The 12874-nt window shown below is 49.1% G+C and carries 10 protein-coding genes; 6 read left to right on the top strand and 4 right to left on the bottom strand.

Annotated elements, in window-relative coordinates:
• Positions 1-61 precede the first annotated feature (61 nt).
• From O3660_RS07405 to O3660_RS07385, 5 genes are all read left to right on the top strand, one after another.
• Positions 62-544 (top strand): acyl-CoA thioesterase, encoded by a 483-nt coding sequence (locus O3660_RS07405; protein ID WP_049351048.1) that lies wholly within the window; start codon positions 62-64, stop codon positions 542-544.
• 127 nt (positions 545-671) lie between these two features.
• Positions 672-3443: a DNA gyrase subunit A gene (gene gyrA / locus O3660_RS07400; protein WP_049351047.1), complete on the top strand. Its 2772-nt coding sequence runs from the start codon at positions 672-674 to the stop codon at positions 3441-3443.
• A 64-nt stretch (positions 3444-3507) separates the two neighbouring features.
• Positions 3508-5349, top strand: coding sequence for an excinuclease ABC subunit UvrC (uvrC, locus tag O3660_RS07395; protein ID WP_049351046.1), 1842 nt, complete (start codon positions 3508-3510; stop codon positions 5347-5349).
• A gap of 26 nt (positions 5350-5375) precedes the next feature.
• Positions 5376-6125, top strand: coding sequence for a type I 3-dehydroquinate dehydratase (aroD, locus tag O3660_RS07390; protein WP_049351045.1), 750 nt, complete (start codon positions 5376-5378; stop codon positions 6123-6125).
• Positions 6126-6259: 134 nt separating this feature from the next.
• On the top strand, positions 6260-6829 hold the full coding sequence (locus tag O3660_RS07385) for a GPR1/FUN34/YaaH family transporter (protein WP_049351044.1): 570 nt from the start codon (positions 6260-6262) through the stop codon (positions 6827-6829).
• 77 nt (positions 6830-6906) lie between these two features.
• On the opposite strand, the gene yfaE is transcribed toward O3660_RS07385, so the two are convergent.
• The 3 genes from yfaE to nrdA form a co-directional block, all read right to left on the bottom strand.
• The gene (gene yfaE, locus O3660_RS07380; RefSeq protein ID WP_003686421.1) at positions 6907-7206 is read right to left on the bottom strand and encodes a class I ribonucleotide reductase maintenance protein YfaE; all 300 of its coding nucleotides are present in this window, start codon (positions 7204-7206) and stop codon (positions 6907-6909) included.
• 105 nt (positions 7207-7311) lie between these two features.
• Complete coding sequence (nrdB, locus tag O3660_RS07375) at positions 7312-8445, bottom strand: class Ia ribonucleoside-diphosphate reductase subunit beta (protein ID WP_152333318.1); 1134 nt, start codon at positions 8443-8445, stop codon at positions 7312-7314.
• Between the two features lie 536 nt (positions 8446-8981).
• The gene (gene nrdA / locus O3660_RS07370; protein WP_049351042.1) at positions 8982-11261 is read right to left on the bottom strand and encodes a class 1a ribonucleoside-diphosphate reductase subunit alpha; all 2280 of its coding nucleotides are present in this window, start codon (positions 11259-11261) and stop codon (positions 8982-8984) included.
• Between the two features lie 392 nt (positions 11262-11653).
• Between nrdA and O3660_RS07365 the strand changes: the two genes are divergently transcribed.
• Positions 11654-11986: a hypothetical protein gene (locus O3660_RS07365; protein ID WP_049351041.1), complete on the top strand. Its 333-nt coding sequence runs from the start codon at positions 11654-11656 to the stop codon at positions 11984-11986.
• A gap of 51 nt (positions 11987-12037) precedes the next feature.
• Here O3660_RS07365 and O3660_RS07360 read toward each other — a convergent pair whose 3' ends face one another.
• Entirely contained in the window at positions 12038-12772 is a 735-nt protein-coding gene (locus O3660_RS07360) for an epoxyqueuosine reductase QueH (RefSeq protein ID WP_049351040.1), read from the bottom strand.
• Positions 12773-12874: the final 102 nt, after the last annotated feature.

Below are 12874 nucleotides of genomic sequence, written 5' to 3'. Positions count from 1 at the left end.
CACACGTGCAGTCTGAAGTTTTCAGACAATTTAAAAATAAATATCAAAAGGAGAAGAAACTATGAAACCGGAACGCCAGCTACCTTCCCATGAACTCATCATGTCCGAGCTGATGATGCCTTATACGGCAAACTTCAGCGGCAATGTTCACGGTGGCGATCTTCTGCGCCTGCTTGACCAAGTGGCATATTCCTGCGCCTGCCGTTACAGCGGTACCTATTGCGTTACTCTGTCTGTTGATAAAGTATTGTTTAAAGAGCCCATTCATGTCGGCGAACTGGTAACCTTTTACGCCAGCATCAACTACACAGGCCGTACTTCTATGGAAGTCGGCATCCGTGTAGAGGCGCAAAACATCCACACCGGCGAAGTGCGTCATACCAACAGCTGCTACTTCACCATGGTTGCCGTTGAAGACGGTAAGCCGGTTCCTGTACCGCCTTTGGAAATCAATACACCGCGCCAACGCTGCCGTTATGAAAGGGCTAAAAAACGCAAAGAATTGAGTTTGCAGGCTGCGGACAAAGATTCTGGCTGCAACTAAATTCAATTTATTAAATAACGAAGGCCGTCTGAAATCCTGTTTCAGACGGCCTTCACGCAAAAGCCATAAACCGCTTGTTTTGTGGTAGAATCAACAAGATTTTTGCCATACGAAATTACAGATAATCATGACCGACGCAACCATCCGCAACGACCATAAATTTGCACTTGAAACCCTGCCTGTTAGCCTTGAAGACGAAATGCGCAAGAGCTACCTCGATTACGCAATGAGCGTGATTGTGGGACGAGCCCTGCCGGATGTCCGCGACGGTCTCAAGCCGGTACACCGCCGCGTGTTGTACGCGATGCACGAGTTGAAAAACAACTGGAATTCCGCCTATAAAAAATCGGCGCGTATCGTCGGCGACGTTATCGGTAAATACCACCCCCACGGCGATACAGCCGTTTACGACACCATCGTCCGCATGGCGCAAGACTTCTCCATGCGTTATGTGTTGATCGACGGTCAGGGCAACTTCGGTTCTGTCGACGGCTTGGCCGCAGCAGCCATGCGTTATACCGAAATCCGCATGGAAAAAATTTCCCATGAAATGCTGGCGGATATTGAAGAAGAAACCGTTAATTTTGGTCCCAACTATGACGGCAGCGAACATGAGCCGCTGGTGTTGCCGACCCGTTTCCCTGCATTGTTGGTAAACGGTTCGTCCGGTATTGCCGTCGGTATGGCAACCAATATCCCGCCGCACAATTTGGGTGATACCATCAATGCCTGCCTGCGTTTGTTGGACGAGCCTGAAACTGAAATCGACGAGCTGATCAATATCATCCAAGCGCCCGATTTCCCAACAGGCGCAACTATTTACGGCTTGAGCGGTGTGCGCGAAGGCTATAAAACCGGCCGCGGCCGCGTGGTGATGCGCGGTAAAACCCATATTGAGCCTATCGGCAAAAACGGTGAACGCGAAGCCATCGTTATCGATGAAATCCCATATCAAGTCAACAAAGCCAAGCTGGTTGAGAAAATCGGTGAGTTGGTACGCGAAAAAACGTTGGAAGGCGTATCCGACCTGCGCGACGAGTCCGATAAATCCGGTATGCGTGTCGTGATCGAATTGAAACGCAATGAAAATGCCGAAGTCGTTTTGAACCAACTCTACAAACTGACCCAGCTGCAAGACAGCTTCGGTATCAACATGGTGGCCTTGGTTGACGGCCAGCCGCGCTTGCTGAACCTGAAGCAAATCCTGTCCGAATTCCTGCGCCACCGTCGTGAAGTCGTTACACGTCGTACTTTATTCCGCCTGAAAAAAGCGCGTCATGAAGGTCATATTGCCGAAGGTAAAGCAGTTGCCTTGTCCAATATCGACGAAATCATTCGTCTGATCAAAGAATCTGCCAACGCGCCGGAAGCCAAAGAAAAACTGCTGTCCCGCCCATGGCGCAGCAGCTTGGTTGAAGACATGCTCAGCCGTACGGATTTGGATCTGCAAATGATGCGCCCTGAAGGCTTACCAGAGAATTTGGGTCTGCACAGCCAAGGCTATTATCTGAGCGAATTGCAAGCTGATGCCATTTTGCGCATGAGCCTGCGTAACCTGACCGGCCTCGATCAGGAAGAAATTGTCGGCGAATATAAAAACCTGATGAGCAAAATCATTGATTTTGTGGATATTCTTTCCAAACCAGAGCGCGTTACCCAAATCATCCGCGAAGAATTGGCAGACATTAAAGCCAACTTTGGCGATGAGCGTCGCAGCGAAATCAATCCGTTTGGCGGCGATATTGCCGATGAAGACCTGATTCCGCAACGCGAAATGGTCGTTACCCTGACTCATGGCGGCTACATCAAAACCCAGCCGACGACCGATTATCAGGCGCAACGTCGCGGCGGCCGCGGCAAACAGGCAGCGGCAACCAAAGACGAAGACTTTATCGAAACCCTGTTTGTTGCCAACACGCATGATTATTTGATGTGCTTTACCAATTTGGGCAAGTGCCATTGGATTAAAGTGTATAAACTGCCGGAAGGCGGCCGCAACAGCCGCGGTCGTCCGATCAACAACGTTATCCAATTGGAAGAAGGTGAAAAAGTCAGCGCCATCTTGGCCGTGCGCGAGTTTCCGGAAGACCAATACGTCTTCTTTGCCACTGCACAAGGCATGGTGAAAAAAGTCCAGCTGTCTGCGTTTAAAAACGTCCGCAGCCAAGGCATCAAAGCCATTGCGCTTAAAGAAGGCGATTACTTGGTCGGCGCAGCGCAAACCGGCGGTGCGGACGACATTATGCTGTTCTCCAACTTGGGCAAAGCCATCCGCTTTAACGAATATTGGGAAAAATCCGGTAACGATGAAGCAGAAGATGCCGATATCGAAATCGAAAACGAAGATTCAGACGGCCTGGATGATGAAAATGCCGAAAACGCATTGCCAAGCGGCAAACATGGTGTCCGTCCGTCCGGCCGCGGCAGCGGCGGTTTGCGCGGTATGCGCCTGCCGGCCGATGGCAAGATTGTCAGCCTGATTACCTTCGCCCCTGAAGCCGAGCAAAGCGATTTGCAAGTATTGACCGCTACCGCCAACGGCTATGGCAAACGCACCCCGATTGCCGATTACAGCCGTAAAAACAAAGGCGGCCAAGGCAATATCGCCATCAATACCGGCGAGCGCAACGGCGATTTGGTTGCCGCGACTTTGGTCAGCGAAACCGACGACCTGATGCTGATTACCAGCGGCGGCGTCCTGATTCGTACCAAAGTTGAGCAAATCCGCGAGACCGGCCGTGCTGCCGCAGGTGTCCGCCTGATTAATCTGGACGAAGGCGAAACCTTGGTCAGCTTGGAGCGCGTGGCTGAAGAGGCTGAAGATGAAGCCGCTTTAGAAAGCGATGCAGCTGAAAACCAAGCGGTAGAAGCTGAAGATACTCCGCCCCAAGAATCTTAAACGTCAATGAAAAAGGCCGTCTGAAAAGTTTTCAGACGGCCTGCTTATTCCAAAAGAAAATCCCGTGAGCGCAACCGAACCGTTCGATTTACCTCTTTTTCTGAAAAATCTGCCCAATCTGCCGGGCGTGTACCGTTTTTTTGACGAAGACAACAATGTTTTGTATGTCGGCAAAGCGGTCAATCTCAAGCGGCGCGTTTCTAGCTATTTCCAAAAAAACGACCATTCGCCGCGCATCGCATTGATGGTAAAACAGGTTCACTATATCGAAACCACCATCACGCGTTCCGAAGCCGAAGCGCTGATTCTCGAAAACAACTTCATTAAAGCCCTGTCGCCCAAATACAATATCCTTTTCCGCGACGACAAAAGCTATCCCTACCTCATGCTCAGCGGGCATCAATATCCGCAGATGGCGTATTACCGCGGCACGCTGAAAAAGCCCAACCAATACTTCGGCCCCTATCCCAACAGCAACGCCGTGCGCGACAGCATCCAAGTCCTGCAAAAAGTCTTCATGCTGCGCACCTGCGAAGACAGTGTGTTCGAACACCGCGACCGCCCCTGCCTGCTGTACCAAATCAAACGCTGCACCGCACCCTGCGTCGGACACATCAGCGAAGAAGACTATCGCGACAGTGTGCGCCAAGCCGCCACCTTCCTCAACGGTAAAACCGACGAACTGACCCGCACCCTACAACACAAAATGCAGACCGCCGCCGCTAACCTGCAATTTGAAGAAGCCGCCCGCTACCGCGACCAAATCCAGGCACTCGGCATCATGCAGAGCAACCAGTTCATCGACAGCAAAAACCCCAACACCCCCAACGACATCGACCTGCTTGCACTCGCCATTTCAGACGGCCTCGTCTGCGTACACTGGGTCAGCATACGCGGCGGGCGGCACGTCGGCGACAAAAGCTTCTTCCCCGACACCAAAAACGACCCCGAACCAAACGGACAAGACTACGCAGAAGCCTTCGTCGCCCAACACTATCTGGGCAAAAGCAAACCTGACATCATCATCAGCAACTTCCCCGTGCCCGACGCATTGAAAGAAGCCTTAGAGGGCGAACACGGCAAACAAATGCAGTTCGTAACCAAAACCATAGGCGAACGCAAAGTCTGGCTGAAAATGGCGGAACAAAATGCACAAATGGCGATTGCCCAACGCCGCCTGCAACAAAGCAGCCAGCAACACCGCATCGACGAGTTGGCAAAAATCCTGAACATGAATTCAGACGACCTCAACCGCCTCGAATGCTTCGACATCAGCCACACCCAAGGCGAAGCCACCATCGCCTCCTGCGTCGTGTACGACGAACAAAACATCCAACCCTCGCAATACCGCCGCTACAACATCACCACCGCCAAACCCGGCGACGACTACGCCGCCATGCGCGAAGTGTTGACGCGCCGTTACGGCAAAATGCAGGAAGCCGAAGCCAACGGCGAAAGCGTCAAATGGCCGGATGTCGTGTTGATTGACGGCGGCAAAGGGCAAATCGGCGTAGCCGTATCGGTATGGGAAGAGCTCGGGCTGCATATTCCTTTGGTCGGTATCGCCAAAGGCCCTGAGCGCAAAGCCGGTATGGAAGAACTCATACTGCCTTTTACCGGCGAAGTCTTCCGCCTGCCGCCCAACAGCCCGGCCTTGCATTTATTGCAAACCGTACGCGATGAGTCGCACCGCTTTGCAATAACAGGCCACCGCAAAAAACGCGACAAAGCACGCGTTACTTCCTCACTCAGCGAAATCCCCGGTATCGGCAGCAAACGCCGCCAAGCATTGCTCACCCGATTCGGCGGTCTGCGCGGCGTGATTGCGGCCAGCCGCGAGGACTTGGAAAAAGTGGAAGGCATCAGCAAAGCATTGGCGGAAACCATTTACGAGCATCTGCACTGATTGGCTTGAACAGCAAAAGGATCAATATGAAACCTGTCATCATCAAAAATATCGAGATCGGCAAAGGCCTGCCTAAAATTGCCGTGCCGCTGGTGGCCGCCAATACGCAGGAATTGGAGCAGGCTTTGCGCGTATTGAAAGAGACGGCTTTTGACATTATTGAATTTCGTGCGGATTTTTTTCAAGAAGCGCTTGATGCCGATTTTATTGCCGAGCAATTAGGCATTGTCCGACAGGCTTTTCCTGATAAGCCTTTGCTGTTTACGTTTAGAAGGGCGCAAGAGGGCGGTAATACGCCTTGTTCTGACGACTATTATTTTGAATTATTGGAAAAAATCATCTGTTCCAAACAAGCCGATATTATCGACATCGAGCTTTTTGCCGAGGAAGGCGGCGTAAAACAAGCCATTGCTTTGGCGCATGAGTATCAAACTGCCGCTTTACTTTGCAATCACGATTTCCAAGCTACGCCGTCTTTGGCAGATATTACAGGCCGTCTGAAAACAATGGCCGAGTGGGGCGCGGATATCTGCAAAATTGCCGTGATGCCGCAATCTCCGCAAGATGTATTGACCTTATTACAGGCAACATATAATGTTTCACAAATTATCGACCGCCCGATTATTACTATGTCTATGGGTAAAATCGGGGCCGTCAGTCGCTTGGCCGGCTCGACTTTCGGCTCGGCCGTTACCTTTGGTGCAGCAGGAAAAACGTCGGCCCCCGGTCAAATTGATGCCAATGAATTGAGGAAAATCTTGGCAATTTTAGGATAGTTTAATTATTAACATTTAAGGCCATCTGAAAAATATTTTTCAGATGGCCTGATTTTTTTAAATTTATTTCTTTTAATTTTAAATAAAACCTGTAACAATAGGCTTCCTATTTTAATAACTAGAGGAGAAATAAAATGACTACTACTAAAGAAAACCTTGCGAATCCAGGTCCAGTAGGCCTGTGCGGCTTTGCATTGACAACTTGGCTGCTCAGTCTGATTAACGGCGGCTTTTTTACTGCTCAAGAGGGTGTCGGCTTAGTTTTGGGTATGGCTCTCGCTTTTGGTGGTATCGCCCAAGTTATTGCCGGTATGTTTGAGTTCAAGAAAGGTAATACGTTTGGCTTTACCGCTTTTATCAGCTATGGTGCATTCTGGTGGACATGGGCTTTGTTTACCATCTTTTTCAAAGGTGAAACAGCTCCGGCATTTATCGGCTGGTATCTCTGCGCATGGGGTATGTTTTCGCTGATGATGTTTGTGGCCACCTTGACCAAGCCTAAAGTATTGAGCGGTATTTTCTTTTGCTTGACACTGACTTTCTTTGCACTGGGTATTGGCGATAGCATGGAAAATCATAGCATCGTCCATATCGGCGGTTGCTTAGGCTTGGTAACTGCTCTCGGTGCGTTCTACTTGGCAGCGGCAGAGGTTATCAACGAATCTTTCGGCAAGACGGTTTTGCCGGTTGGCGAACGTAAATAAGGTTGCTTAAACAAAATACCGTCTGAACGGTGGAAATGAAATCAAAGATTTCGGCCACAATGTTCAGACGGCATTTTTTATTTGTCTTCAAATAAATCGACATCAAATAAATCCGGCTCTTTGATGCGCTCCCGACAATCGAGCTTGATGTCTTCAGTAACCCGACAGCAGCACGGCAAAATTTCTCCGGGCGCGACAAAAGCGAGCGGAAAATTATCATAAGAGACTTTTCCATCCAAGATTTTGACCCGGCATGAACCGCAATAACCGCTGCGACATTGGTATTCAACCTCGTGTCCAGTGCGCTCCAAGCCCTCCAATAAGGTTTCGCCTTGTTGGAGTTGGAAGGTTTTGTCGTGTGTGCTGATAAGTGCCATATGATTCGTTTGGATTGGAAAGGCCGTCTGAAACGGTGTAAAGACGAAATCAAAGATTTCTGCCACACCGTTCAGACGGCCTTGATCATAAAACCGAATGTTCGATTACAGCTCGAAATCGCCCAAATCGTCGGCATTGACTTCCGAATCAATCTGACCAATCAGGTAAGAGGAAATTTCCACTTCCTGCGGCGCAACCTGTACATTATCAGAAGACAGCCACGCGTTAATCCAAGGAATCGGGTTTTGGGTTGCACCTTCAAATCCGGCAGGAAGGCCAACCGCCTGCATACGCAGATTGGTAATATATTCAACGTATTGAGCCAGAATTTCTTTGTTCAGGCCAATCATTGAGCCATCTTTAAACAGATAGGCCGCCCATTCTTTTTCCTGCTCCGCCGCTTTTTTGAAGAGTTTGAAACATTCGTCCTGCAATTCATTCGCAATTTCAGCCATTTCAGGATCATCGGCACCTGCACGCATCAGGTTGAGCATATGCTGGGTGCTGGTCAGGTGCAGGGCTTCGTCACGGGCAATCAGCTTGATGATTTTGGCGTTGCCTTCCATCAATTCGCGCTCGGCAAAGGCGAAAGAGCAGGCGAATGAAACGTAGAAGCGGATGGCTTCCAATACGTTGACGCACATCAGGCAGAGATAGAGTTTTTTCTTCAACTCGCGCAAAGACACGGTAACGAGCTTGCCGCCGACATTGTGCGTACCTTCGCCCAACAGATTGTAATACTGAGTGTATTCAATCAAATCATCGTAATAGCAGGCAATGTCTTCGGCGCGGGCAATGATGTATTTGTTTTGCACAATATCATCGAACACGACTGACGGATCATTCACGATATTGCGGATGATATGAGTGTAGCTGCGCGAGTGGATAGTTTCGCTGAAGCTCCACGTTTCAATCCAAGTTTCCAGCTCGGGAATAGACACCAAAGGCAAGAACGCAACATTCGGGCTGCGGCCTTGGATGGAATCGAGCAAGGTTTGGTATTTCAGATTGCTGATGAAAATATGTTTTTCATGTTCGGGCAGATTGGCGTAGTCGATACGGTCGCGCGACACGTCGATTTCTTCCGGACGCCAGAAGAAAGACAATTGTTTTTCGATCAGTTTTTCAAATACTTCGTATTTCTGCTGGTCATAACGAGCAACATTTACCGGCTGACCAAAAAACATTGGCTCTTTCAGCGCGTCGTTTTTGGTCTTGGAAAAAGTACTATATGACATAGATAAATGTTCGCATGACATTGTAGAAATCCTTTAAATATAAAAAAACCAGCCCGCAGTTAAAAAAACTGCGAGCTGGTTATTATAACCGATTACCGTAATGGTGGTCGGCGAAAATGCTTGCGAACCTGTTCGAAGTTGCCATTACGGAAACGACGATAAGCTCTTACAGGAACAGTTTTCCCGCGCATTCAAGCTCCTTTCATAAAGCACAAAGTGTATTTTTTATGTAGAAAACTAAACTCTACAAAAAATAAACACTTATATTGAGCTCATGAGATTTAGCTTGTACTAACCTTAAAATCGCAGTATCATTCGAATTCTAGCAATAAACCTAATGAAATCATACGATTGAGTTAGGTCTTTAGGTTCTCATGAATGACCTAAAGAAATTTTTAACGTACGCCAATACGTTAAAAATCTTTCAATAGCTTGATACACGCCAATGTATCAAGCTATTTTCATTTTTTAGAGAACTTCTTTATTTTCAGACGACCATTTAAATATGCAAAAAGGTCGTCTGAAATCTCCCATTATCAAATCTTACAAGCCCCGCCTGCGCAGCCGTCATCCTGAATATCGGTCTGCGTATCGTCCGCGCCGTCTCGGGTGTTGTGGTAGTACAGGGTTTTGACGCCGTATTTATAGGCGGTTAGCAGGTCTTTCAGCATTTGTTTCATGGAAACTTTGCTGCCTTCAAATTTATTCGGGTCGTAGGCGGTATTGGCGGAAATCGATTGATCGACGAATTTCTGCATTACGCCAACGAGTTTCAGGTAGCCTTCGTTGCCCGGAAGCTGCCACAGGGTTTCGTAGGCATCTTTCAGGGTTTCAAACTCCGGTACGACTTGTTTCAAAATACCGTCTTTCGATGCTTTGACCGTTACCAATCCGCGCGGCGGCTCAATGCCGTTGGTGGCGTTGGCAATTTGCGAGCTGGTTTCAGACGGCATGAGTGCGGTCAGGGTAGAGTTGCGCAGGCCGTATTTGACGATGTTGGCGCGCAGGCTTTCCCAGTCGTAGTGCAAAGGCTCGCTGCACACGGCGTCCAAGTCTTTTTTATAGGTGTCGATAGGTAGTTTGCCTTGCGAATAAACAGTTTGATTAAACAGCGGGCATGCGCCGTATTCTTTGGCAAGGTTTACCGATGCTTTGAGCAGGTAATACTGCATGGCTTCAAAGGTACGGTGGGTCAGGCCGAGGGCGGAGTCGTCGCTGTAACGTACGCCGTTTTTCGCCAAATAGTAGGCGTAGTTGATGACGCCGATGCCGAGTGTGCGGCGGTTCATGGTCGCGGTGCGGGCGGCTTCGACCGGATAGTCTTGATAATCCAGCAAAGCATCGAGTGCGCGCACGGTCAAATCGGCAAGCCCTTCCAGCTCATCCAAGCTGTTTAATGCGCCCAAGTTGAAGGCAGACAGGGTACACAGGGCGATTTCACCGTTCGGATCGTTGATGTTATCCAACGGTTTGGTCGGCAGGGCAATTTCCATGCACAGGTTGGACTGGTGAACGGGGGCGACGCGCGGGTCAAACGGGCTGTGCGTGTTGCAGTGGTCAACGTTTTGGATGTAGATGCGTCCCGTTCCGGCGCGTTCCTGCATCAGCGTGGAGAACAAATCGGTAGCCGACAAGGTGCGCTTGCGGATGTTCGGGTCTTGTTCGTATTTCGTGTAGAGACGCTCGAATTCGTCTTGGTCAGCAAAAAATGTGTCATACAGGCCGGGAACTTCGTTAGGCGAGAACAGCGTGATGTTGCCACCTTTAATCAGGCGGGTGTACAGCAGGCGGTTGATTTGCACGCCGTAATCAAGCTGGCGGATGCGGTTATCTTCCACGCCGCGGTTGTTTTTCAACACCAACAGGCTTTCGGCTTCGATGTGCCACAAGGGGTAGAACAAAGTTGCCGCACCGCCGCGCACGCCGCCTTGCGAGCAGGATTTAACCGCCGCTTGGAACATTTTGAAAAACGGAATGCAGCCGGTGTGTTGCGCTTCGCCGCCGCGGATTTCGCTGCCCAAACCACGGATGCGTCCGGCGTTGATGCCGATACCCGCACGTTGGGAAACGTATTTCACAATCGCGCTGGTGGTAGCATTGATGGAATCCAGACTGTCGTCGCATTCAATCAATACACAGCTTGAGAACTGGCGTGTAGGCGTGCGCACGCCGCTCATAATCGGGGTTGGCAGTGATACTTTAAACGTAGAAACGGCGTCGTAAAAACGTTTGACGTAATCCAAGCGCGTCTCTTTCGGGTATTTGCTGAAGAGACACATCGCCACCAAGATGTATAAAAACTGCGGCGTTTCATAAATCTGGCGGGTCACGCGGTTCTGCACCAGATATTTGCCTTCGAGCTGCTTCACGGCGGCATACGAGAAGGTCATGTCGCGGCTGTGGTCGATATAGGCATTCAGCTCGTCAAACTCTTCACGGCTGTAATCTTTGATGATGTGGCGGTCGTATTTGCCCGCATCGGTGAGTTTTTTAACGTGATCGAAGAGATGCGGCGGTTCGAACTCGCCGTAAGCGATTTTGCGCAGGTGGAAAATCGCCAGACGCGCGGCGAGATATTGATAGTCGGGCGTATCCTGCGAAATCAGGTCGGCAGCCGCCTTGATAATGGTTTCGTGGATGTCGTCGGTACGGATACCGTTGTAAAACTGAATATGTGATTTGAGCTCGACTTGCGATACGGAGACGTTTTGTAAGCCTTCCGCCGCCCAAGTAACAACGCGGTGGATTTTGTCTAAATTGATATCTTCCAAGCGTCCGTCGCGTTTGGTTACTTTAATATTCGTTGCTGCATTCATTATTCAGTCTTCCCATTAAAAAAACACAAGATACGGTATGTGATTGCTTTGAATGGCACAATATAATGTATTTTTCTTTGTTTAACTAGACTTGACAATGTGCTTTTTTCGGGGTGTGGATTAGGGGATGGGAGGCTTAAACTAGATTTTATGTGGCTTTGTGGCGATTTGGCATTATTTTGAGTTTGCATCACATTTGGCCAGACATTGGCTAGAGGCTTATGAAATAAAGAGATTTATATTCAGGTTTCGTCTAAATGGAAGGTGTGTTAAATTTTGCAAAGCAAGTAGTATGATGTAGTAATTAACCACATTTTTGTCATGTAAAAAATGGGCGTTTTGCCGGAGCCCTGGCGAAACATATAATGGAAAAACTATTTAGGAGGCGAATCATGTTAATGTTGAAAAATTTAGGTTCTGCACTGGCGGCGGTTGCCGTATTGAGCTTGGGTACTTATTCTGCCGAAGCGGCGGCCAAACCGCATGGCCATCATGTGAGCAAACACCAGCAGGTGAAGAAATACAAATTGCATCCTGCTTGCAAGAGATACCTTGAGCGCCGTGCCGCTTGGTATCGTTACAAAGGCAATAAGGCCGAGTTGAGGGAAAACCGAAAAGCGGCAAAAGCGTTCCGCAGTTTACCTTATGCCGAGCAAAAAATTCAATGCCAAGCTGCTTATCAGGCATTTGATGATTTTGATCACGGTAAATTCCGCCGCCGTTAATCATCTGATTTAAACAAAGGCCGTCTGAAACATTCAGACGGCCTTTGATATTTATTTCTCAACAATGATTTTGTTTTCGGCTTGAGGCTCGTATTGGGTGGATTCATCACCGTAATACAACACGCCCAGCTTGATGGGGATGCGGCCTTGCGATTTGCGGTGGGCATTGGAATCGCGCAGTGAGTAGGCGCAACCGCAGTATTCTTGTTGGTAGAAATGCTCGCGCTTGCTGATTTCAATCATGCGTGCGCTGCCGCCGCCTTTGCGCCAGTTAAAATCCCAATAAACCAAGTCATCGTACGGTTCGGCGGCGCGATGGCCGCAGCCGTTGATCTGTTTCATGTCTTTCCAGCGTGAAATGCCCAGTGAGCTGGTGAAGACATGGAAGCCATTTTCATGGGCGTATTGGGCCGCTTTTTCAAAACGCATGTCGAAACACATGGTGCAGCGGATACCGCGTTCGGGTTCGAATTCCATGCCTTTGGCTTTGGCGAACCATTCTTTACGGTCGTTTTCGTAGTCGTCGTCTTTATCGACAAAGGGGATGCCGAATTTGTCCGCAAAGCGCATATTTTCTTCTTTGCGCAACATATATTCTTTGTGCGGATGGATATTGGGGTTGTAAAAATAAATGGTGTAGTCGATACCGCTGGCAAGCATGGCTTCCATCACTTCGCCGGAACATGGGGCGCAGCAGGAATGCAGTAGGACTTTTTTATGGCCTCCCGGTGGAACGAGGACAGGGCGGTCAATATCGGTAACGATGGGAGTGTTTAATTCGGTCATGGTTGGATTCTATTTATTGTTAAGTGTTTCAGACGGCCTTGGGTATTGAGGCCGTCTGAAATATAAGATGAAGCATATATTTTAACAGAGCTACACTTTATG

Origin of the sequence: Neisseria sp. 27098_8_139 (assembly GCF_041433195.1) — a bacterium.
Lineage (GTDB): Bacteria > Pseudomonadota > Gammaproteobacteria > Burkholderiales > Neisseriaceae > Neisseria > Neisseria subflava.
Note: the sequence above shows the minus strand (reverse complement) of the source record. Positions and strands in the feature narration are given on the sequence as shown.

Coding starts and splice junctions, on each gene's coding strand:
- O3660_RS07405 (WP_049351048.1), top strand. CDS start 62: ATGAAACCGGAACGCCAGCTACCTTCCCATGAACTCATCATGTCCGAG.
- gyrA (WP_049351047.1), top strand. CDS start 672: ATGACCGACGCAACCATCCGCAACGACCATAAATTTGCACTTGAAACC.
- aroD (WP_049351045.1), top strand. CDS start 5,376: ATGAAACCTGTCATCATCAAAAATATCGAGATCGGCAAAGGCCTGCCT.
- O3660_RS07385 (WP_049351044.1), top strand. CDS start 6,260: ATGACTACTACTAAAGAAAACCTTGCGAATCCAGGTCCAGTAGGCCTG.
- yfaE (WP_003686421.1), bottom strand. CDS start 7,206: ATGGCACTTATCAGCACACACGACAAAACCTTCCAACTCCAACAAGGC.
- nrdB (WP_152333318.1), bottom strand. CDS start 8,445: ATGTCATATAGTACTTTTTCCAAGACCAAAAACGACGCGCTGAAAGAG.
- nrdA (WP_049351042.1), bottom strand. CDS start 11,261: ATGAATGCAGCAACGAATATTAAAGTAACCAAACGCGACGGACGCTTG.
- O3660_RS07365 (WP_049351041.1), top strand. CDS start 11,654: ATGTTAATGTTGAAAAATTTAGGTTCTGCACTGGCGGCGGTTGCCGTA.
- O3660_RS07360 (WP_049351040.1), bottom strand. CDS start 12,772: ATGACCGAATTAAACACTCCCATCGTTACCGATATTGACCGCCCTGTC.